This window comes from Hoeflea algicola, assembly GCF_026619415.1.
GTDB classification, from domain to species: Bacteria; Pseudomonadota; Alphaproteobacteria; order Rhizobiales; family Rhizobiaceae; genus Hoeflea; species Hoeflea algicola.
The window spans coordinates 3,388,295-3,411,142 of the sequence record NZ_JAOVZR010000001.1 but is presented as its reverse complement, the minus strand read 5'-3'; the positions used below and the strand labels follow the sequence as shown (position 1 = coordinate 3,411,142).

The 22,848-nt window shown below is 57.1% G+C and carries 19 protein-coding genes; 2 read left to right on the top strand and 17 right to left on the bottom strand.

Annotated elements, in window-relative coordinates:
• Positions 1-8: 8 nt before the first annotated feature.
• The 5 genes from istA to OEG84_RS16640 form a co-directional block, all read right to left on the bottom strand.
• Positions 9-1,538, bottom strand: a complete 1,530-nt coding sequence (istA, locus tag OEG84_RS16660) for an IS21 family transposase (RefSeq protein ID WP_267652423.1) — start codon at positions 1,536-1,538, stop codon at positions 9-11.
• A gap of 1,018 nt (positions 1,539-2,556) precedes the next feature.
• A complete protein-coding gene (locus OEG84_RS16655; RefSeq protein ID WP_267654792.1) occupies positions 2,557-4,326 on the bottom strand; it encodes a flagellin N-terminal helical domain-containing protein in 1,770 nt (589 codons plus the stop codon).
• Between the two features lie 335 nt (positions 4,327-4,661).
• A complete protein-coding gene (gene tnpC / locus OEG84_RS16650; protein ID WP_267653393.1) occupies positions 4,662-6,221 on the bottom strand; it encodes an IS66 family transposase in 1,560 nt (519 codons plus the stop codon).
• Positions 6,222-6,289: 68 nt separating this feature from the next.
• Entirely contained in the window at positions 6,290-6,643 is a 354-nt protein-coding gene (gene tnpB, locus OEG84_RS16645; RefSeq protein WP_267653392.1) for an IS66 family insertion sequence element accessory protein TnpB, read from the bottom strand.
• On the bottom strand, positions 6,640-7,026 hold the full coding sequence (locus OEG84_RS16640; RefSeq protein ID WP_267653391.1) for a transposase: 387 nt from the start codon (positions 7,024-7,026) through the stop codon (positions 6,640-6,642). The genes tnpB and OEG84_RS16640 overlap by 4 nt, the downstream gene beginning before the upstream one ends.
• Before the next feature lie 23 nt (positions 7,027-7,049).
• On the opposite strand from OEG84_RS16640, the gene OEG84_RS16635 reads away from it, so the two are divergent.
• The gene (locus OEG84_RS16635) at positions 7,050-7,769 is read left to right on the top strand and encodes a LuxR C-terminal-related transcriptional regulator (protein WP_267654791.1); all 720 of its coding nucleotides are present in this window, start codon (positions 7,050-7,052) and stop codon (positions 7,767-7,769) included.
• Positions 7,770-7,936: 167 nt separating this feature from the next.
• On the opposite strand, the gene tnpC (OEG84_RS16630) is transcribed toward OEG84_RS16635, so the two are convergent.
• The 12 genes from tnpC (OEG84_RS16630) to OEG84_RS16575 all read right to left on the bottom strand — a co-directional run bounded on the left by tnpC (OEG84_RS16630) (position 7,937) and on the right by OEG84_RS16575 (position 21,870).
• Positions 7,937-9,214: an IS66 family transposase gene (tnpC, locus tag OEG84_RS16630; protein ID WP_267651873.1), complete on the bottom strand. Its 1,278-nt coding sequence runs from the start codon at positions 9,212-9,214 to the stop codon at positions 7,937-7,939.
• Positions 9,215-9,748: 534 nt separating this feature from the next.
• The gene (locus OEG84_RS16625) at positions 9,749-11,083 is read right to left on the bottom strand and encodes an aminotransferase family protein (RefSeq protein ID WP_267654790.1); all 1,335 of its coding nucleotides are present in this window, start codon (positions 11,081-11,083) and stop codon (positions 9,749-9,751) included.
• A gap of 93 nt (positions 11,084-11,176) precedes the next feature.
• The gene (locus OEG84_RS16620) at positions 11,177-12,316 is read right to left on the bottom strand and encodes a mandelate racemase/muconate lactonizing enzyme family protein (protein WP_267654789.1); all 1,140 of its coding nucleotides are present in this window, start codon (positions 12,314-12,316) and stop codon (positions 11,177-11,179) included.
• 22 nt (positions 12,317-12,338) lie between these two features.
• Positions 12,339-13,163 carry a carbon-nitrogen hydrolase family protein gene (locus OEG84_RS16615; RefSeq protein WP_267654788.1) on the bottom strand — a complete coding sequence of 275 codons (825 nt, stop codon included), beginning with the start codon at positions 13,161-13,163 and terminating at the stop codon, positions 12,339-12,341.
• A gap of 66 nt (positions 13,164-13,229) precedes the next feature.
• Positions 13,230-14,024 (bottom strand): ABC transporter permease, encoded by a 795-nt coding sequence (locus OEG84_RS16610; protein ID WP_267654787.1) that lies wholly within the window; start codon positions 14,022-14,024, stop codon positions 13,230-13,232.
• A gap of 73 nt (positions 14,025-14,097) precedes the next feature.
• Positions 14,098-15,012 carry an ABC transporter permease gene (locus tag OEG84_RS16605; RefSeq protein ID WP_267654786.1) on the bottom strand — a complete coding sequence of 305 codons (915 nt, stop codon included), beginning with the start codon at positions 15,010-15,012 and terminating at the stop codon, positions 14,098-14,100.
• Positions 15,013-15,078: 66 nt separating this feature from the next.
• On the bottom strand, positions 15,079-16,275 hold the full coding sequence (locus tag OEG84_RS16600) for a type 2 periplasmic-binding domain-containing protein (protein WP_267654785.1): 1,197 nt from the start codon (positions 16,273-16,275) through the stop codon (positions 15,079-15,081).
• Between the two features lie 72 nt (positions 16,276-16,347).
• Complete coding sequence (locus OEG84_RS16595) at positions 16,348-17,472, bottom strand: ABC transporter ATP-binding protein (RefSeq protein WP_267654784.1); 1,125 nt, start codon at positions 17,470-17,472, stop codon at positions 16,348-16,350.
• Positions 17,473-17,531: 59 nt separating this feature from the next.
• The gene (gene groEL, locus OEG84_RS16590; protein ID WP_267654783.1) at positions 17,532-19,139 is read right to left on the bottom strand and encodes a chaperonin GroEL; all 1,608 of its coding nucleotides are present in this window, start codon (positions 19,137-19,139) and stop codon (positions 17,532-17,534) included.
• 4 nt (positions 19,140-19,143) lie between these two features.
• Positions 19,144-19,905, bottom strand: a complete 762-nt coding sequence (locus OEG84_RS16585) for an SDR family NAD(P)-dependent oxidoreductase (RefSeq protein WP_267654782.1) — start codon at positions 19,903-19,905, stop codon at positions 19,144-19,146.
• 12 nt (positions 19,906-19,917) lie between these two features.
• Entirely contained in the window at positions 19,918-20,829 is a 912-nt protein-coding gene (locus OEG84_RS16580) for an NAD-dependent epimerase/dehydratase family protein (RefSeq protein ID WP_267654781.1), read from the bottom strand.
• A gap of 99 nt (positions 20,830-20,928) precedes the next feature.
• A complete protein-coding gene (locus tag OEG84_RS16575; protein WP_324288217.1) occupies positions 20,929-21,870 on the bottom strand; it encodes a cyclase family protein in 942 nt (313 codons plus the stop codon).
• Positions 21,871-22,134: 264 nt separating this feature from the next.
• Here OEG84_RS16575 and OEG84_RS16570 point away from each other — a divergent pair, with 264 nt between their 5' ends.
• Entirely contained in the window at positions 22,135-22,845 is a 711-nt protein-coding gene (locus tag OEG84_RS16570; protein ID WP_267654780.1) for a GntR family transcriptional regulator, read from the top strand.
• Positions 22,846-22,848 lie beyond the last annotated feature (3 nt).

The window sequence follows — 22,848 nt, the reverse complement described above, 5'->3', positions numbered from 1 at the left end:
TATCCTCTTCAATGGAAGTAATCCGCACCACGGATATTGGGGTGAGTGATCGCAGGGCCGTCCGTGGTGGGTTCGCGGCGCTGACGGTCCAAACCATTCTTCAGAATGGAATGCAGGGATGTGTAGGAGTGGGCGTTGATCTCAAGCGCACGCAAACAGGCGGCATCCAGGCGCTCCCGCCCGAAGGTCTTGGCCAGCCGTAAAACACCGAGGCACGTTCTGTATCCTTGTTCGGGATGTTTGCGCTGGCGCATGATCACATCGACAAAGACCTCAACATTTGGGCCGATGCGCACAGCTTGCCCGCGGATACGCTGTGGCGTCCAATCCTCGCGGAAGCGATGATGGGCGGGCATGTGATCGCGGATCGTGGAGTGCTGGCGATTGCCCGAGGTTCTGGCGTGAGAGGCAACGCGTTGCCCATTAAAGTATACCTCTACGGTGCGTGCGGTGATCCTTGCCCATAGTTTTTGCTTCAGCAACTGATGCGGCACCGAGTAATAATGGCGGCCAATATCGACATGGTAATCGAGGCCCGCGCGGCACTGCTTCCATTCGGCATAAACATAGGCCTCCATAGACAAGGGCTTCAGAGCGGGCCGATCCAGGCGTTCAAACAGATCGCGGCGGCTTGCACCAAGATGGCGACTGACTTTGCCGTTGAGCTGATCCAGCAATGGCCGGATGGCAGCGTTCACCTCATCAAGGCCAAAAAAGTGCTGGTTGCGCAGCCGCGCCAAAATCCAGCGCTCGGCCAGCAAAACAGCGCCTTCCACCTTTGCCTTGTCTTTCGGCTTTCCAGGCCGCGCCGGAACGATGGCGGTATCGTAATGTGCCGCCATATCACCATAGGTGCGATTGATCTCAGGATCATAAAAACAGGCCTTGGTGACGCCTGCCTTGAGATTGTCTGGAACCAGCTGCGCAGGCACGCCACCGAAGAACTCAAAGGCACGCACATGGCTGGATACCCAGTCCGGCAGGCCCTGTGTCCAGCTGGCTTCGACATAGGTGTAATTGGACGCTCCCAGCGTCGCGACAAAGATTTGTGCGGTGCGCACCTCTCCCGTTTTGGGGCAGACAACATCAACTGTCGGGCCCGCGTAATCGACAAACAGCCGCTCGCCTGCAGGATGACGCTGACGCATCACCGGAGACAGCTTGCCTTCCCAGCGGGTGTAGAGCTCACAGTATCGGCTATAGCCGTATCCATCGTGATGAACCCCGCGATACTCCTCCCACAGCAGCGACAGCGTCACGCCCTTGCGCCGCAACTCGGCATGCACATGCGCCCAGACAGGCTGAGGAACCGCGCGACGGACATCGCCGGGGCAAACGGGAAACAGGCGGTTCTCAAGGTCGGCGTCCGACAGATCAGCAGACAGAGGCCAGCTCAAACCTTCCAGATCAGCGCGCCGAAAATATTCCGAAATCGTCGCACGGGCCACGCACAGGCTTTGCGCCACCTGGCGGCCTGAAAATCCATCCGCCCGAAGCCGCAGGGCTTCCCTTATCTTCCGCATAGGCAATCTCTTCATAAAGGGCTCTCTCCATCCAAAGGAACGGAACAGTAGCCCTGTTACAGATCGCCTCGCAGCAGCCTAAACTGGGTTGAAATGGGGGTGGCCGGATGCCCCGGAATCCCCGGCCGGATCAAATCGGAATGGGTGGCCGGATGCTATCGGAATCAGTGGCCGGATCGTCCCGGAATACGCAATCCTGCCCAAGTTCAAAATATCAAAGTAAAAATGCGCCCGACAAGTGAAGGCCTCATGTGCTCCATCTGATTTGGTTTTATCGACATCCAAGTGCAGTCCTTATGCAAACATACCCAATCCAAGAGAGACCCATGAATTGGGTATGTTGATTGCCCGGCGTTAGTGAATCTCTGTCTCTGACAATGACCAAAGCTACTCCGTTCTCCTGCAAGGTAAATTGGTACATGTGTCCTAGTGCCCCAGCCATGCTCCGCCAATATCAAATGGAAAAACTGGAGTTCGGAACATCTTATTGCTCTGGGCAGGTGTTGGAATATTATTCAGGTTTCTGGAGCGCGCCGGGATGGCTGGATAACGCGTGGACATTGTGCCTCTGGCACCAGAATCTGCACCGACTGTAAGCGTCGTCGCATTCTGATGCGCTAGCATCAATGTCATTACATGCGATGCGAAAAACAAATTTTCGTACAACATAAATAAGATTAGTTTTCGCCCAATTGGCATTTTTGTTGACTTGAGATGCTAATCTTGTGGCTTCGGTTTCTTGCAATATTGGCCGCTGCCCAATTCTTCCGAAATACAAACCGGTAGGGAGCGCCCATTTATCCATAATCGGCGGAATCCGGAAATTATTTCCGCGTTTCGAGGCCCATAGATCCATTTCTGTTCTTGCGGTAGAATGTTGACCAAGGTATCGTTCAATGTATCGCTGAAAGCGCGGCAAAACTCAATTAGGCCTATTTTGTCAATGTAATGGGGGCTTTGGGGGAGAATCCCTCTCTCTCCGCCATCAACCACCCTATTGATTTTACATGGTTTCCAGCGGTTTTGACCGCTATCACTGGAACAGGGAGAGTATGCTCTTTGGTGTGGCATTAGCGATCTGCAGCGCCTGAATGGCAAGCTTCTCTTGCGTCTGCAACGCTTTGAGCCGCACCGACTCCTCGTTCATATCCGCGTCAACAAGGCGGCCAATGCCTTTGTCGATCGTATCCATCAGTTTCATGGTGAAGTTGGATTGAATTTCGATCCTCTTCTGCAATGCACCTAGCGTGGCAGCGGAATCGACGATTTTGCTGGTCACAATATCCATGTAGCCAATGTACGCATCGATCATGTCGGGGTGTTGATCGACATCAATGTCTCGGAAATTGCGAGTACCTATAGGCTCGATGCTGACATTGACACCAGTAAAAGCTATCCCGCTCTTTGAGCCGGCTTTCTTATGCAGGTTAGGATCAGGCTCAACGGTTATAGTCCCTGGACCTGCAGCCGTGATTGTCACATCGCTACGATTGATCAACGAATTGAGAAGAAGCGCCATTTCGGCCGATGTGGAAATCTCGCCTGACGTGATCCCCAAAAGGCCGTTCACGTAGTCCTTGTCAAAGGAGTAGTGCAGCGGCGTTTCATTTTCGACCGCAAGATTGAAGCTAACCACCGTATCGGAATAGACAGTAAATGGCTCGAAATTCAGCGTCATGTCAGAATTGCGCGGGCCGTAGCTGATTGCCGTTGCTGCCAGACCGGGCATGCCGATGGTGCTGGAAACGTTGGTTATTTGAATTGATGAGCCGTTGAGGCCGCTGTTTTCAGACGTATTGAAGCCTATCACGTCCGGGACGTCGACGTATTTCTTGAGATCATTATCCCATGTCGTGAACGTGGTGACAAAAGCATTGGTGCTTGCGCCGCCGTTCTGCATCGCACGGGCGATCACTGCCGTATACTGCTTGTAGTCTGCAATCACGCCGTCGCTGGTGCCGAGGGCGGCGTCGACCGTTGAACGGTCGATCACCACTGTCTTCGAAACGCCAGGATTGTGCGGCGGGGGAACATCGGCAGGGTCGTCAGCATCTACGGTGATATCGAATGAGATCGTATCAGCGGCACCGAAGGTGAAAGCGCCCGAAAAGGCGAACGTCTGATAACCGGGCCTAGAACCTCGCTGGTTGAACGGGTGGGTACTCATTGCTTGCGTGCCATCGCTGTAGGTCGCATAGGGATACCGCAGACCACCAACAGTCTTGAAATCGCGCGGGTCGGCTTGCAACAACCCTCCCCCGTTCAAGTTGAAAAGTGACGTTTCTGACAACGCGACCTCTAGTGATTTGACGGTGATATTGCCGCCAGCATCGCGAACAAAAGAAGATACCACGGACGAACGGTTGAGGGTCTCGTCGAAAATGTCAGGTATGTCGGTGGAGAGCCAGTTCTGTCCGTTAAAACTTGCGGACGTCGCGATGCTGACCACCTGGTTCTTGAGCTCGGCAAGCTCCTTCTGGATTTTCGCCTTGTCGACACCTGGCTCCCTCGCAGCCACGAGCTTGGCCTTGAAATCGCCAAGTATGTCGATGACAGCTTCCATACCCGTATACGCAACATCGACCTTCGCCGCGCCTAATCCGAGCGCATCAGTCACAGCCGATAGCGCCAGATTGTCTGACCGCATCGTCGTGGAAATTGACCAATAGGCAGAATTGTCTGATGCAGTCTTCACGCGCAATCCTGAACTGACACGATGTTGCGTCTCAGATAACTCGGACGTAATCGAGCGCAGTGTGTGAAGCGCTGTGATCGCTGATATGTTTGTGTGGATACTCGTCATACGAACACGCAAGGTATGAAAATCTGGACGCAAAAAACTTCAGTCGAGCCTTAGCTCTCCCCGATCAATATGGTTCACAAAAGGTTAACAGACAAAGCAGTATGGGAGGGTAAAAATACGGCGGTTCAGATAATTGGCTCCGCTCCTCCCTTGTTCCCGGTCAAAGCGCGGTTGAGTTTATGAGGGAACAAAAACCACCCGACCAAATGTGTGTCTTCTGTTCAATTTGATGCTTGATATTACGGCGCGATCTTGCACATGTAGCGCAACTATCGATTGATTCCGACCAGAGATGGATTTTAGGGGGGCGGGTAAAAATGTAAGCGGTGTTCCGCTCACACCTTGGCAGGATAATTCCAAGGAAGCAGCTCATCGATCCGGCTCTGTTTATGACCGTTGACGATGGCGGTAAGTGTCCTGGTCAGATAGGCCTGCGGATCAACGGCGTTGAGTTTGCAGGTCTCAACGAGCGAGGCGATGATGGCCCAGTTTTCGGCTCCAGCGTCATGGCCGGCGAAGAGTGCGTTCTTCCGATTGAGGGCTATCGGCCGGATGGTTCGCTCCACGCTGTTGTTGTCGATTTCGATGCGGCCGTCGGCGAGGAAGAGAAGCAGACCCTCCCAGTATTTGGCGATGTATTTCAAGGCTTCGCCAAGCGGCGATTTGGCCGCAACACGGGCACGGTGATGAACGAGCCATGTTTCCAATTCGGTTACCAGCGAGGCTGATCGTTCCTGTCGCCCGGCGAGGCGAGCCTGCGGATGAAGGCCGCGCAATTCGGCTTCGATCCGGTAGAGTTCGCCGATCCGTTTGACGCCGTCCTCGGCAATCGGTGCTGCTCCGTTGCGGGTGATCTCCACCAGCTTGCGACGAGCGTGGGCCCAACAATAGGCAAGCCGAATGTCCGGGCCAATCCGGTCTGGCGCGATCAGCCTGTTGTATCCGGCATAGCCATCGACCTGCAGAATGCCCGAGAAGCCCTGCAATATCCGTTCGGCATGAATGCCCCCGCGACCGGGAGTGTAGGTGAAGGCGACGCCTGGTGGCGCACCACCGCCCCATGGACGATCATCACGAGCCAAGGCCCAGAAGTATCCTGTCTTGGTTTTACGGGAGCCGGGATCAAGCACGGGGGCACGGGTCTCGTCCATGAAGAGCTTGCTCGAACGCTTCAGGTCGGAGATCAGCGCATCAAAGACGGGACACAATTCGAAGGCTGCGCGACCGACCCAATCGGCAAGTGTGGACCTGTCGAGATCAATATCTTGGCGGCTCATGATCTGAGCCTGCCGATACAAAGGAAGGTGATCGGCATATTTGGAGACCAGCACATGGGCGACCGTCGCTTCCGTCGGCAACCCAGCCTGGATCAGACGTGCAGGAGCTGGGGCCTGAACGACGCCGTCGGTGCAGGCGCGGCAGGCATATTTGGGGCGGCGTGTGACGATGACGCGGAACTGGGCCGGGATCACGTCCAGCCTCTCGGACACATCGTCGCCGATGCAATGCAGGCATCCGCCGCAGGCGCAGATCAGGCTTTCCGGCTCGATCACCTCTTCGACACGAGGAAGATGCTTTGGAAGAGAGCCGCGATTGGTCGCTCGTGGCTTGATGAACCGCTTGCCCAAGGGGGCGTCCGCCTCATCCTCGGCATGGATCGCGGCCATTGCCGTTTCCAGGTCTTCAAGTGCCAGATCGAATTGGTCGGGATCGGTCTTCTCGGACTTGCGCCCGAAGGCCGCTTGCTTGAAGGCGGCAACCAGTTTCTCCAGCCGTTCGATCCGCTCATCTTTGCGGACAATCTGGGCGTCCTTGCCTGCCTCGCGTGCCTGCGCCGCAATCAGCATCGCCTTCAGGGCGGCAACATCATCGGGAAGATCGGCGGCGTTCAGCATGGCCGGAATCTACTAAATCCCGCTTCGAATTGCCTTTGGTATTTGCCACCCGAGTCATCGTGCCGCAGCTATTCGATGGCCTCCGGTGCTCTCGTTTCCACGGAACGAACGCGTCGCCAGTCGAGGCCCGCAAACAGCGCTTCGAACTGAGCATGGCCCAATGTCATTAGGCCATCTCTGATACCCGGCCAAGTGAAGGTGTGATCTTCCAGTCGCTTGTAGGCCATCACAAGACCGCTGCCATCCCAGTAGATCAGCTTCAACCGATCCGCCTTGCGTGACCGGAACACGAACACCGTTCCAGTGAACGGGTCTTTGCGCAACTCGTTCTTCACCAGCGCAGCCAAGCCGTCATGGCCCTTGCGGAAGTCCACAGGCTTCGTCGCCACCATGATCCGCACGCGGTTTGATGGAAAGATCATGCCGAGGTCGCAAGCGCACGTGCAACAGCCACGACCCGAGCGGTCGATGCACCTTCCTCCAGGCGGATCGTGACAGGGCCGACAATGATCTCGGGACGGCTGACTTCTTTGGCCGGCGGTTCGGCAGATGGCGTCTCGACGACCATCGCTGCGAATTCCATCGCATCTTCGGGCGCAGGCAAAACCAATTTGCCCTGCCGTGCCATCGCGCGCCAAGCAGACAAATGGTTGGGCTTCAACCCGTAGCGCTCTGCCACCTGATTCACCGTCACGTCCGGGCGCAGACTTTCCGAAACGATCTTGGCCTTGACCGCATCAGGCCAACGGCGATGTCGCTCACGACCGGTCTTCCCAGTCGTGAGTATCTCCAGTGTAGTGTCCATGGAGAAACTCCCTTCGCTCATCCATGGAAAGCCGATCACAGATCAGCGATGACAGGGCAATGTGGGGACAGAACACCGCTTACGTAAAAATGGCTTCATTTAATTCACTGTGTAATCGGCTTATCGATAAGTGGGTTCAATCCGATTCGCTTGAAACGCCCAAAGACCTCTACGCACCGATTATTAAGGATGTTAGTATAAAAATGGGTGTATCGGTTATAGAAACAATTTCAAGCAACCCTTATGAGTGGAAATTCACGCGAGTAAAGCAATTTACTTACAAGAGCGATGTTTTAAATTCCATTTTGTCCAGATACCCGGATTCATTGTTGGGTGATCTTGACAGATCATTTATTGACAGAGATGTTATTCCTGCATTCCGGATAGTGTTAAATTCCAAAAGGCCTTCTATTGATTTCGTGAAGACTAGAATAATTGGAATTAGAGTCGGATATGAGCGGCTTATTATCCCGCAAAAGACTGATGGCATTCCCAGATGGTGCCTTAGTCTTAAGGAGGGGCGATTCGCCATTCCCTATCACCAGGGGAGGAAAATCGACTTGACAGACGAGGGTATCGTTCAGCTCTTGATAGAGGGTCATACAGCGAAAGAAATCGCCGAAATGCTCAACCTCTCACAAAGATCCATCGAGCACCGTATCGAGAAATTGAAAATCCAGTTTGAAGCTAGGAATCTCGTCCATCTGGTCGCGAAGATAGTTGCTACAAAGCTGGATCAGTGAGTACCAACTCAGCATACAAGTAAAACGCTGCACCTTTTGGAGGTGCACCTCTGGAGACAATATCCAGCAATCTAAGCATTTGCCAATTGCTGACACACTACCACTCTCGAACATAAGGAAGGTAATTACCCACCCCCGAATTCGTGATTTCCGGTTCTTCTACCGGCCTATGCCAGGACGGATGCGATGACCTGGAAGGGGTTTGCGCCTTTGAGGCGGGCGGTGTCGATGGTCGTGCGTACATCCGCCTCGGCTTGGGCGGCCCACATGGCGCGATATCCGTTTGTCACCTTTCGCTGAATGACCCATGGACGGAGCTTTCGCTCAGATGTGTTGTTGGTGACATCGACTTCTCCGGGATAGTCGCAAAACGTCAGCAGCTGATCGCGGGCCCGCCCGATCTTGGCCTGGAGCTTTTGGGCCAGGTCGCACGAAGTCGGGGCGCATAGAAGCCCGGCAAGCTGTTTATCGAATTTGCGCTTCTTGCTTGCGACGGTAGACGCAGCGAATGTGCTTATGGCTCTGGCGAAATCAAACACACGGCCAAACCAAAGCTGGAAGCGAAGAGGGAGATCATCCTCGCCATGTTCCAGCGCAAAGGCTGTATCACGCGCCAAATGTGCAAGGCAGGTTTGATGTCGATGGCCGTGAGATTGCTGGGCTGAATACCGATCAGATATCCATACCTCGGGGACATGGCCGCCCATGGTCTCGTGAACGACCCGTGCTGCACGGGAGTAATCGGGCTGGTGGACAACAGCATCCTTGCAATGAAAAACCCAGTGTTGGGCATTTGTGCCCTCGATACGCACACCGGTTTCGTCGCTGGCGACAACGCGGGCGGCTCGAAGGCTGGCCTTGGCGGCCTGTGCTGTGGCCTGGAAGCTCGGACGGGAGCGGGAAAACATGTTCATGATCGCGCCCTCGCTCACATTAAGGCCGAAGATATCCATGAACACACCGCTCAGGCGTTCGTAAGACAATGCATGGAAACTCTTGAGGTAGATCGCCAGCGCGTGAATGCCTGGCCCGAACGGCGTTGCGGTTGCCACGGCAGGTGCGGTGGCTTTTGTTGTCGTGCCGCATTGCGGGCAATGACAGGAAAAACGCCGATGCCGGGTGACATGAGGACGGATCGCAGGAATATCGATCTCGTCATAGGCCCCGGCCAGCACCATCGTATCATCACCGGAAAACGCATGGCCGCATCTCTTGCAGGCGGTCGGTTCATGATCGCGAAACATGTCGGCAAAATCCGCCAGCACCCTATTGTGGGGTTCATGCCCGGGCTTGGCTCCACCCGGTCGTGAGTTGACGCGTTTCTCTTTCTTGTCCGTCGAGGGCGGCTTGGAAGACGTCCGAGAATCCTTGGAAGGCCGTTGGAGCCGAAGCACCATCTCGATCAATTCGTCCTTGCTCAGCTGCTGCAAATCAGTCCGATCCATATCATCATGGATTCAGACATTGTGGTGCATGGCAAGGGGGTGGGTAATTACTAAGGAAGTAATGATTGACGATGTACTTTTCAGTAAATACTTTTTCCGCGCACCCATTCACGCACCCAAGCTGAGATTTGATTCCATTTGAACCAATAGATTACGGGCAGCTTGGTAGAGACCCCCACCCTATCCGCCATAATTGTATATAAATTACTGAAATAGTAAATAATATCAAAATGATTACTGACGAACCCCATGTACAATCCCACATCTTAACTAATATTGTCCGCGCGCTGTCACGAGACATATTGAGAGATCGTGCGATCGTACTTGATCGATTGAGCGCTTCTTAAAGGCGGCACCAAACGGTGTCTCACGTCAATACCAGATAAACCGTAACAGCAAGGTTGCGACATAGCCCGAATAGAAACGCGGCCCGGCGAGAGACCGCGTTTCGTTCCTCAACTCATGTAAATGGCTCAAGTCCATCCACTGAACACTGACCGTAAAAACGCCGGCGTCAGACCCGTCTTATACGTCTCATAGGCTCGTTCCGTCAGTGTTGGTTGTGCTTATGACCTCCTCCAGAGCGTGGGCGATAGTGTCGGCTTCGGAGCGGCCCAGGATCAACGGCGGTGCGATGATGATGTTCGCGCCGATGCTGCGAACAACGACCGCATGCTCATTTCGGATGCGGTCGGCAAGCAGTTGTCGCTTGAACTGCAATGGCTCACGCGTCGCCTTGTCGGAGACCAGCTCAACCGCCAGAAGCATGCCATAGCCACGAATGTCGCCGACGATCGGAGAATCCCTGAGCTTCTCTTTCAGAGTACCCAGCAGATAGCCGCCGACTTCCTTGGAGTTCTCAAGCAGCTTGTTTTCCTGAAGCACCTCGATGTTACGGCTCGCCACCGCGCAGCCCACCGGATGGCCGCAATACGTGAAGCCATGCATCAGCCCGTCGGGAGCCGACTTTATCACTTCGGCAATCGTGTCGGACATGATCACGCCGCTGAGTGGAAAATGACCACTGCTAACACCCTTTCCGAAGACGATAGCGTCTGGCAACATGCCGAGTTCTGGTCCGGCGAACCAAGCCCCCGTACGACCAAATCCGGTGACGACTTCATCCGCGACGAGGAGGATACCATGCTGGCGGCAAATTTCAGACACTGCCGGCCAATATTCGGCAGGTGGTACGATTACACCACCGACGGTCAGAACAGGTTCAGCCATTATTGCAGCGATCGTATCGCCGCCCTCGTCAGCGATCACCTGCTTCAACTGTCGGATGCAGAATTCGACTGGATCTTCGCCGCCGAACAACTCACTACGGTAGACATGCGGCGGAGTGAGGAACTTGATACCGCCAGGAAGCGGCCCGAAACCCTGCTGGAGATTCTCGAAACCCGTAGCAGCGGTCGCGAGGATCGTCGCGCCATGATAACCCTGCTTCAGGCAGAGAATGGTCGCGCGTTTAGTATCGCCCCGCAGGTAATGATAACGCCGCATCAGCTTGACCGCACTTTCGGTCGCTTCTGAACCGCTACTGACGAAATAGGTCTGGTTCAGGTCAGCTGGTGCCAGTTCCGCGATTGTCCGGGCGAGCCGAACCGCTGGCTCGTTGGTGAAGTTCCAATGCATGGGTACATATTCCAGGCGCTCCATCTGCGCCTTGGCAGCTTCAATCAACTCGGGGCGGCTATGGCCGACGGAGCAGTTCTGGATACCGCCTAGTGCGTCCAAATATTCCTTGCCATCAACATCCCAGTACCTCGTCCCCTTCGCCTTTGCGATCATCAGCGACGGACCAGCATAGCTCCAAGGGTGGACGACATGGGCCAGATCCCAACGGTGTAGTTCTTCAGTGTTCATTCGATAAATCTTCCCAATTTCAAAGTAATATCATTTCTTACATTCGCTTCTTGCAAAATCATCACTCCTTCTTGGTTGCAACTGATCACCGCTTTATTGGTGTCTGCTGTAAAAGCGCACTTTCTCGTCGTCCAGCTCCACGCCAAACCCCGGCATGTTACTAACGATGACAGAATTGCGACCTGTCTTCAGGCGGCTCTCGGGCGTCATGATCGCCTCGAAATTGTAGATGTCCTTCTCCAGGATGAAATGCTCCACCGCGATGCAGTTGGGCGCTGCAGCCGCCAGCGGCGCGTGGGCGTTGGCGTGCCAGTGAGGAGCTATGCTGAGGCCGAAGCTTTCAGCCGTCTTGACGACGCGCAGCCATTCGCTGACACCGCCCAGAACGCAGATGTCGGGCTGCAGCAGGTCCGTCGAACGTTCCTCCAGCAGGTGTCGGAACTCGTAGCGCGTTTGATGGATTTCGCCGGTCGCCACTCGGGTATCGAGGACCCGGCTCAGCTTGGCATGACCTTCATAGTCCTCCGGTGACAAGGGCTCCTCGAACCACCACAGGCCATGGTGACCCGCTGCCCGCTCGAATGCGCGAGCTGCCTCTAGGGCGTGGCTGAAATCTCGGTAGGCGTTGTTGGCGTCGAGCCCCAGCCTGCCCTCTCCGCCCATCGCGTCGATGGCCGCGCGTACCCGGTCGGCATCCTCGGCGATCGCCAAGCCACCGACCTTGATCTTGTGATCGGTGAAACCGTTGGCTATGTTGAAGCGGATTTCGGCGCTGACGTTATCAGTCCACGAACCTTCGCTCGGGCGATAGTAACCGCCTGATGCGTATGCCGGAATGGGCCTTGCGGTGCTGCCCAGCATCACCGCAATCGGCATTCCCCGCCGCTTGGCGGCGAGGTCCCACAGCGCCATATCGACGGCGGACAGGGCGCGAACCACCACGCCGCGCCGACCGGTCAGCAGTGTCTCCTGATACATCCTGTCCCACAGGCCGAGGATATCGTCGGTGTCAGCTCCGATAAGCACTGGCGCCAGAAGGTCTTCGACCGCCGCCACCGCAACGCGGCCGCCCGCGGTTCCCAAGTAGCTATAACCCTGGCCGACGAGATCGCTCTCGTCGCAGGTCACGGTGACGATGACAAAGTCGCGCTTGTCGAGGATACGCGTGGAAATGCGCGTCGGCGTCTTCAACGGAATATGGACAGCTTGCGCTTTGACGTTGGTAATCGGCATGGAAGGCTCCTGTGGACGCGCTTTACGAAATCCGGTAGGTGGCGGGACGGCGGTCCTTGAAGGGAGAAACCTCGAATTCTCCCGCCTTGATGGTGATTGTCTTGTTGCGGGCGCGCGCGACATCGACGCTGGCAACAAGAAGACCTTCCGAACGACCGGAATTGGCGATCACGCCTCCGAGCGGATCGACTATCTGGCTCTGGCCGAGAAAGGTGGCATCGCCTTCCGTATCGGCTCGGTTGGCAACAAGCAGGTAGATGAAGTTCTCGGCGGCGCGCACGCGCGTGAACTGCTCAGCCAGTAGCACCGATTGGACAGGCCAGTTGGTCGGCAGAGCAATGAAGTCCGCTCCAGCCAGGGCCAGCGAACGCATGATTTCGGGGAAGCGGATCTCGTAACAGATGGCCACGCCGACCTTGCCTACGCACGTCTCAAACAGCGACAATTCGGTGCCCGGCGGCTCGTCGACGAAGCGGTCGGCGCCGAGATGCGGAAGATGGCGCTTGCGATGGATGCCAATCACGCCAGCCGCACCCAGGACGGCCGCCGAATTGTAGAGCTTGCCCCCGTTTGTCTCAAGGAAGCCGACGACCACCTCTACGTCGTGCTTGGCGCACAAGGCGACAATCTCACCAATCTCGGAACCGTTGGCGGAGATGGCCGCGGCGACAGCAGCGGCGCGATCATCGAACATATAACCCGACAGATAGCATTCAGGTAGGATAAGCAGCTTCGCCTTCTTGGCGGCGGCTTCGCGCAGATAGCCGTCCATGGCGTTGAGATTGGCACGGACATCGCCAAGCTTGGCAGGAACTTGGGCAACGGCAACGGTTACGGTGTTGGTCAATTGGGCCTCCGGAATTGTGTTTTAAGGAAATCGCGCTTGGCGCCAGAAGAGGTCACTATTGAGTGATCATTTGCGCGCAAAAAGGATGAAGAACAGGCCGCCCATCAAGGGCAAGGTTACGGCCAGAATGAGGGTCGAGAGGGAGAATACGATCGGCACCTGCGACTGCTGCGCCGACGCCATCGCCCAATTGTAGACCGGCATTGTCGTCTCGCTGCCCCGCAGGAAGGTAGAGCGCAGCAACTCGTTGAACGACAACAGGAAGCCGAAGATGCCGGCTCCCGATATGCCGGGCATGAGCAACGGCAACTCGATATCGAGGAAGCACCGCAGCGGCTTTGCGCCGAGATCCTCGGCCGCCTGGATCAGCTTCACGTCGAAGCGGATGGTGACGATCAAAATCAAAAGCAACGCGAACGGGAAGGCCCAGACCATGTGCCCGATGAACAGCGACCACATACCCAAGCGAAGATCGAGCGTCGTGCGCAGGAAGATAAACAGGGCAGCCCCGATCGTCAGACCCGGAACGAACAACGGCAATAGGGCGACAAACAAAACGCCTCCCGGCCTTTTCAGCCGCACAAGCGCGCGGGCCAGGAAAGTGCCGATGATCATGCACGCCAGAGCCACGACAAGGCCCAGAACGACGCTCTTGACAAAGGGAACGTGCCACTTGTCGTTCGAAAACAACATGCCGTAATGGGCGAACGTCAAGGGATAGGGTTTTCCGGACAACGGTTCGGCGCTGAACGACATCACACCAAGCCAGATCAACGGCCCATAGATTAGCGCGAGCGCGATCGTTCCGAGCGCAATGGCCACCACATTCCAAGCCGACGCTTCGGCGATCCGGTCGAGCAACGAACGCTGCGTCTTGCGCCGACGCGATATCGTTCCGTTTGATTGTTGTGCAACATGAGTCATTACGGGCCTCCTAGCCATCAACGCTCTGGAACAGGGACGACATTTTGAAGCGACCACGCAGGCTGACGACCAGCACCGCGAGCATCAGGACGAGCACCGCAATGACAATGGTCGAGAGTGCCGCCGCAACGGGATAGTTGAGGTTGTTCAGCGCGCTCTGGATGGACTGACCGAGCAGGTTCACCTGACCTCCGCCGAGCAATTGCGGTTCGATCCAAGCCGCCATCAGGGGCACGAAGGTGAAGACGATGCCGCCCACAATCCCAGGCATGGCCAAAGGCAGGATGACGTGGCGCAAGGTCTGCAGACGGCTGGCGCCCAGATCGAAACTGGCCTTGATGAGATCGTCGTCGATCAGGCTAAGTGTCAGGAAGATCGGAAAAACGGCGGTCGGGAAATAGCTGCCGAACATGCCGAAGCTGACGGAGAAGTCCGAATAGAGAAGCCAAGCCAGCGGCTTGTCGATGAGGCCGCTGCCGACGAGGAGGTTGTTGACGACTCCGTTGGTGCCCAGGATCGAACGCCAGACGATGATGCGCGACGAGGCGTCGATGAAAAACGGGATAGTCAAAAGCGTGATGACGCCAGCGCGGACCGCAGCGGAGCGGCAACCCTTGGCCAACCAGAGTGCAAACGGGAATGCCACCAGGATTTCAAGCAACGTCACCGACACGGCGAAGCGGATCGTCCGCAGCACGACCACCCAGCGTCCCGTGTCGACAAGGCTGGTCCACGTGGCGAGGGTCGGATCGTAAACGATCTGATACTGGTGCATGCTGAAGAAGCTGAACGTCGATATGATTAGCAGAGGCAGCACGACCACGCCGATCCACATCAAAAGGAACCAGCCCGTGAACCAGCCTGTCGCGGTGCCTGGTAGCCGCCAGCGGCGACGGGGCGGTGATGAGAGAGCGAGTGCGGTCATACCTCAACCTTTCCCCGCCGAGGATCATCTCGGCGGGTTCGATCTGGATTTTTGACGATAGGGTGATCAGGCGCTCAGGAAGCGCTGCCACTCCTGTTCCATAACGCCGGCATGGGGTGCCGTCGGCTTGGCCCAGAAGGCGTTCGGGTTCGACATTTTGCGGGAGATCTTCTTATCGGTTGCGCGCAGTTCTTCGACCTGCTCACTGCTCCACCCGGATTTTTCGGCATATTCCACACCCAGGTCCATGTTCGGTCCGGCATAGGAGCGATCGCGTGCTTGGTAGGCCCTGAACTCACCGCCGAGGAAGTAGTTGAGGACCTCGTAGATGGCCTCGCCATTGCCGCGCTCCAGCGCCTGCTTCGGAATGTAAGCGCCATGGCCCCACTTCTTGCCGCCCTCAACCGCGTAGGCATAGATCGGAGCCTCGTCCTTCATGGTCTTTTCCGCTTCCTTCACCGCAGGCTCCCAGCATTCGAGAACATCGACTTCGCGGCTTTGAATGAGCTGTACCTGCTCCTCAAAGCTGTTGTGCAGCGTGCGGAATGTGCCGGCCTTCTTGCGCTCGACCGCATAGTCGACGACGGCCTTGGCCTGCTCGGGCGTCAGGTTCGCCGGGTCTTCGATCTGCAGGCGTCCATTGACCTTGAGGAAGTTAGCCATGCAGGCGAGCGACTGGGAGAAAACTCTATCCAGCGCGACGCGGCCGCGCGTGCGGTCGTCTTCGTATAGAACTGAATAAGGGATTTCGTCCTGACCGTTCGGGTTGGCGCCGATGGCGTCGGCGAAATAGGCAAAAGCATCGCAGTTGCCGAGGATCGGCACGCCATAGGTCTTGCCGTCATAGACGCTAATGTCGGATTTCTTCCAGAAATCCGGCGTCCGCTCCCAAAGGTCGAGTGCCGGATTCGTCTCGTCGATCTCGGCATAGAAGCCCTGCGGCCCCAGGATATCCTGCGTGCCGCCGTCAAAGATCATGATGTCGTGTGTTTCGCCAATATCGTTGGCGAGTGCATCACGCATAAAGACGCCAATGTCGGCATCCGTCGGCGTAAATTCCAGCTTGATACCGGTAGCCTTGCTGATCAGGCTGGGGTCATCCATCTGCGCAGTGGTGACGCCATAGGCCCGCAGCACGGTTTCCTGCGCAATTCCCGAGCTGACGAAGCCGAGGCTGGAGCCGGCAAAGGCGACACTGACGCCGGCAGATTTCAGAAAAGAACGCCGGTTCATACCGAAGTCCTTGGTCTCTACTGTAGACATTTGTTTACTCCCTTTACTTCCGGTTGCTTCCTCGCCGTTTGTTGACGGTCGCGGAATCGTGGATGGACCCGTTCAGGGATCCATGACGGTGCACGTATCGTGCGACCAGTGGATGAAGGTGGGTTCGGTTGGCGCGGCGTCGACATCCCAGAGGCGGGTCCGGATCGGACCGATTTCCGTATCCAGTGTCAGATCAAGGTATTTGCCCTTGTAAACCGAGGCCCTGCGGCGGCAAGAAATCCCGTTGGCCGACAAAGGAGCTTCGTTGGCATTCGAAAGACGCACACGCTCGGCACGAACACCTGTCACAACCTTTGCCCCCACGCGAGGCATGGATTTGCCACACCATAAGCCAGTAATAAAATGGCCGCCCGTATTGAGCGTTACGTAAGGCAAGCCGACCTTTTCGATGACGCCTTCGAGAATATTCTCTACGCCCATGAACCTGGCCGCGAAAGCACTGTTCGGACGGTCAAAAAGTTCGGTCGGATGCCCCTCCTGGGCGATCTCGCCTGACTTCATGAGAAGCACGCGATCACTCATGGTCAAAGCTTCTTCCTGACTGTGGGTGATGTAGACGAAAGTAATGCCTAGGTTGCGCTGAATGGCGATAAGCTCTTCCTGCATATCGAGGCGCAACTTCTCGTCGAGCGCCCCCAGCGGCTCATCGAGCAGCAGGATGGAAGGCCGTGTCACAAAGGCACGTGCCAGCGCTACTCGCTGACGTTCTCCACCACTCAATTGATGGATTCGCCGCTCCGACGTATGGATGAGACGAACCAGCTCAAGTGCTTCCATGGCCCGCTTGCGGCGCTCATCAGTCGCAACGCCGCGCACTTTCAGACCATATTCCACGTTCTCACGCACAGACATGTGGGGGAACAGGGCATAATGCTGGAACACCGTTGTGCAATCGCGATCGCTGGCGCCAAGCTCCGACACGTCGGCGCCACCGATACGCACCGCCCTGGCCGCGGTTGGGCGCTCCAGCCCGGAAATGATGCGAAGCAGAGTCGTCTTGCCGGAGCCGCTTTCACCAAGGATGGTGAGGAATTCACCCTGTCGGGCAACCACGGTCACGCCGTCGAGCGCCACGACATCACCATAGCGATGCGTCGCCTCTACAATTTCGAGCATAGGTGGCGCGGCTGGTGAACCGACATCGGCCTGGAATGTTTGGGTTCTTGCCTCTGGCATCATAGCTTCCTTTTGCGCGCCTGTCGCGAGGGAGGTGGTTTGACGAGACGGCTTTGGCATCATGCAGCACCCCGGTTGTTTTGTTTCGAGAGAGGCGAAGTCGCTGCCGCGACCGAGCCAAGCGTGGCAGCCGTAGCGACAGCTCGCGTCAGCGCCTCGACTGTGATCTCGCATGCGTCGATGATACCGGCCGCATGCAGGTTCGTGATTCGATCGCCGGCGGCGTCATAGCCGGTTGAGGTATCGGAGGAGAGGGCTACGAGGCCGACCATGTGCGCGGCGTCGCGCCCTCGGTTGGAGACGATGGCCCGCATCGGCGCGCCCAACGCACCCGCCAGGACTTTGGCGGCCATCAGTTCGGTCTCGTTGCCGCTTGCTGCTGCGGCCGCCTGAACGGCAGCTCGAAAGAAGCTTGTACCGCCACCCTGCACCACGCCGGCAGCGCGAGCGCTTCTTGTGGCGGCAACCGCACGTTTGGCTACTTCCAACCTTTGGTCATGTATGGGCTTTGTTGCAGCGCCGATCCGCAAGAGGGCAATTGCACCGGAAAGACGGGCAAGCCGCAGTTCATGCTGCTCACGATCGTAGGCGAGATACCGCGCGCTTGCGATTTCGCTCCGGATGTGGGCCATGCGTGCTTCAAGCGTTTGTGGATCGGCACCGCCGCCGACAATCGCCGTATGGGATCTGCCGATCTCAATCCGGCGGGCGCGCCCGACCATTGCAGGCTTGATTTGGGCCAAGCTATGACCTGTCTCGTCACCGATCAAGGTAGCGCCGGTGGCCGCCGCGATATCGCCCAGGTTCATGGTTTTCCAGTCGCCAGCGCCCGGCGCCGCCACCGCGCAAACCAGCGCTCTGCTCTTGCGCCGGTTGAGTACCAGCGTCGCCAGGGCTTCACCAGCCACCTCACCGGCAATGACGATCAACGGTTTCTTGCGCTGGGAAAAGACTTCCAACATCGGCAGGATGTCGTCGAAGCGATCGATGCGACCACTGGCGACGAGGATATAGGCGTCATCGTAGATCGCCTTGCCCAGTGCGTCTTCGTTGACAAAATCCTCCGAAAGCCACCCGGAATCGAAATGCATTCCCGGCCGCGTCTCGATCTCATCGCCCATGCCGTGCCCAGCTTCGACGATGACTGTGCCTGCCCTGCCGACAGCATGAAAGGCTTCACCGATCGCGCCGCCCAACTCGACATCGCCTCCCGCTGCCGTCGTCGCAACCGCTTTCAACGTGCCGATATCGTTTGCCGTTACTGCGCTCGCTTCGATCTGCGCTGCAATCGCCTTGGCACGGCGAACGACCGCCTCGCCGAGATGCTGCGGATCGTAACCTGCGTCCATCATGTTGACCAGCTCGGCCAGAACGGCACGGGCAAGCACGATCGCGGTTGCCGCACCATCTCCGAAATCGCGCGACATTTCCCAGGCAAGGTGGCGAAGTGTCTGGACACCGCATTGCGCCACCGGGTCGGCAATATCGAAGTGTGTCGCGACCGCATAGCCGTTGTCACCTACAAGGGGTATTGCCGCGCCGCGATCAATCAGCACGGCGCGACCGACTGGTCCCAGCGTCAACTCGACCAGATCGGCGAGTTGATCTGCGCCGTGTAGGATGCGCCGAAGCGTTTGGTTTTCGAATGGGGGGCGGTGCTGCAGCATGACGTCAGAGCATCACGTCGCCGCCGTTAGGCGACAGTGTCTGACCAACGAAATATGAGCCCGCCGCCGAGGCAAGTAGTAGTGCTACAGGCGCAATCTCGTCGACGGTCCCGAACCGGCCTATGGGCAGCTCGGCATGTTTCAAGCGCCTCCACCCATCCGTCATTCCGGCAAGTTGCGCCGTTTCGATCGGTCCAGGCGCGATGGCATTGACCGTCACTCCATGGGGCGCGCCGTCATAGGAAAGCGCCCTGGTGAAGCCAACGACACCACCCTTAGAGGCGCAATAATGCGCCATCGCCGGTGCACCCTTATAGGCGAGCTGCGAGGCAAGATTGATTACCCTGCCGAATTTTCGCTCGACCATCTCTGAGAAAAATGCCTGCGTCATCAGAAACGTTCCGCGCAGATTGATATCAATCATGTGGTCGAAGTCCGCGACCGTGATCGCTTCGAAAGCCTTGTCGCCACTCACTCCGGCGCTGTTGACCAGAATATCCACATGACCCAGTTCAGCCTTTGCGAATTGCGCGAAGGCAGCAACCGCCGCCTCGTCGGCGACGTCGCACTCCTGGCCGGATACGGAAAGGCCTTCGCCGGCGAGCCGCGCTGTTAGGGCCTGTGCCTCGGCATCGTCACGGGCGTGGCAAAAAACGACCTTGGCGCCGTAGCGAAGGAAAAGTTCTACGATGGCGGCGCCGATGCCACGGCTTCCACCGGTCACGACTGCCGTGCGCCCGGTGAGAGAGAAAATGTTGATACCCAAGTTTCCCACGTATTACCTCTGCTCTTTAATGGTTTCGGCGAAGCGCCGGATTCCCTCTTCGAGCGAGATAGCCGGCACATAGTCGAGATCTCGCCTGGCTGCCGTGATGTCGAAACGGTGCTGCACGTCATCACCGGGATCGTTGCCCTCGCCGAACCGGATATCAGCTTGCGGCAAAACGCGCCGTACCAGTTCCGCCGTTTCGGTGAGCGTCTGATAGGTGTCACCGGTGATATTGTAAGCGTGCTGGTCGATGCTTGCGGCGTCGACCGCCGCGATCAACGCCGCCGCCGCATCGTCCGCATGGATATATTGACGATGGAACCCCGCACCCCAATCGACCCGGGTAGGCTTTCCTTCAATCGCATCGTCTACCATGCGACGCAGCAGGCAGTTTGTCGTCCTGTTCGGCCCGTATACCCACGAAAGCCGCAACGACACAGCGGCCAGCCGATGCTCTTTCGCATAGGCGGTCACCAGATATTCGGCAGCGAGCTTGGTCGCGCCATAGACCGTGGACGGATGAAGCGGCACGTTCTCCACGACAGGCCCGGCCACCGTTGCTCCATAGACGCTAACCGAGGAGCAGTTGACGAAGCGACGCAGCCGGCGGACGCGGGCAATTTCCAGCACGTTGGCGGTGCCAATCACATTGACAGAAACCAGATCATACGGATTGTCCCGCGCCACCATGGGACCGGAATGAGCCCCACAATGGATGATCGTGTCCAGATCGTGGGCATACGCCAACTGGTGTAGGCGATGCGTGTCGCGCAGGTCGCAATCGATAATGCGCCCGTCGCCCTCGCCAGACGCCATCCGATCAATGCCGATAACGCGATCCCCACGGGCGCGCAGTTGGTCCGTTACCGCCCGCCCTACCAGTCCGCCTGCGCCTGTCACCAAATGAACCCGCGTGCTCACGCCGCTACCTCGAAATTTTCGTATTGAAAACGTTGCGTTCCGCTGCATGGCATCGATCGGAGCAGACGTCCGTACAGCCTCGTGCGCAAAGGCAACCGATCAGCGCAACGGCATGGCGATGGGCCGCATCGGCGAACCAGTCGCCCCGCGAAATCGGATACAGGCGCCAAAAAAAGCGAATTCGTAAACTTTGTCATCGGCGAGATCCTCCAAGTTAGCGATCTCCAAGATTGGCACTCCGGCTTCCGCCAGCAGGTAGGTGTGCACCACCTGCCAGTTTTCTGGATCGGCCGAAGGAGCCTGCTCGAGGCAGTGGTTGTCCGCTCCGATGATGATGGCGCCGGCCTTGGCCAAGAACTCCGCGCCCTCGCGATTGAGACCAGGAGGATTTGGAAGGTAGGCGTCGCGATCGGGCCACAGCCGCATGCGTCCAGTGCGAATCAGCACCACATCACCGGGGCGTAGCTCAACGTCCTGATGCTTCAGGCAGCCGCGCAGATCCGCTTCGCCGATGCCATAACTCGGCGGCAGCACATCGACACCGAGGAGCGCAGCCACATCCAGCATAATGCCGCGTGCGACGACAGGCGGATGCTTGTCGGCGCCGGACTTGCGCCAGGCACGACTACCCAGATGTTCCTTTGCGGAGAAACCGTTGAAGATTTTGCCGTCGTATCCAAAGTGGTTCAGCGCATCGATATGGGTGCCGGTATGGGTGTACATTGAGATAGAGTCACCCGAATAGGAAACTAGATCGTTCGCCTCCTTGCCGACACGCATGATGTCATCAATTTTCTCGCCCTCGGGCGTGTGTGTCATCCAGATTTGATAGGGCTGATCCTCGGCGCCAAACCAGCCAGGCATACCGACAAAGTTGTCGACCGAAAGGTCGTAGACCTTAGTCGGATCGGCACGATCCATGATCGCCTGACGCGAGGCGGCGTCCATTAGGTTGAGCATACCGACCTCATCATCGGAGCCGAACGGGCTGGCGGTCGCCTTGCGGAAAGCCGCACCATGGGCGGCGATGCGCGACTTCATGGCCGCAGTTACAAAGCATTCTGAGCACATGACCCAAACCCCGCTGAGCGATTCGTCACCCATCAACCGGCAGGCGACCATCGAAAATCATTTACGTGACGTGTCTGACACCACTAGTGGGCCAGAGGATTTGAATTGTCAACTATTGTATCAATAATATTGTCGATAATCCATTCGACAATTCAAATCGGATGTGCGAAAGGGAGTGTGATAATTGAGTCAGTCACTACAATCTCATAAGGTAAACATGTCGGAGCCAGCACCTTGAATACATCAGCAACAACAAATGCACTGGCGGCGCCAAAGGGCGCACAGGACGACCAAGTGGGCACAGGGACGGCACTTGATCGCGTCGTAGCCGCGATGGAAGAGGACATCGTCCTCGGTAAACTGCACCCGCGCGAACGACTGATCGAGGAAGAGCTTTGCGCGCGCTTCGGCGTGACGCGTCATATTCTACGGCAGGTCTTTACCGAACTGAGCCGCATGGGTATCGTCGAACGTATCCCCAATCGCGGCGCGCTGGTACGGGCCTTTTCGACCCGTGATGTCGAGCAGCTCTATTCCTTGCGTGAAATGCTTGAAACCTCCGCTGCTGCGCAGATCGAGTTCCCCGTGAAGCCGGAAGACCTCGAAGAGTTAACGGCCATCCAGTCTGATCACGACCACGCCATCGAACAGGAAGATCTCGTTGAGGTGTTTCGCTCGAACCAGCGGTTTCACAGCAAGCTATTCGACCTGTGTGGGAATGCCTACCTCGCCGAAGCGATCAAAACCTATGCCCAGCGGGCGCACGGCATCCGCTTCCATGTCTTGATAAGTCCGGCGAAGCGCCGCAAGGCCCGCGATGAGCATCACATGATGATCGACGCGATCACCCGTCAGGATCGTGGAGCATTGATAGACCTGTGCCGTGGCCATCTCCCTCCATCGAAGAACGCTTATTTGCGGACCTTCGGAACTTTGATCGACTAATCG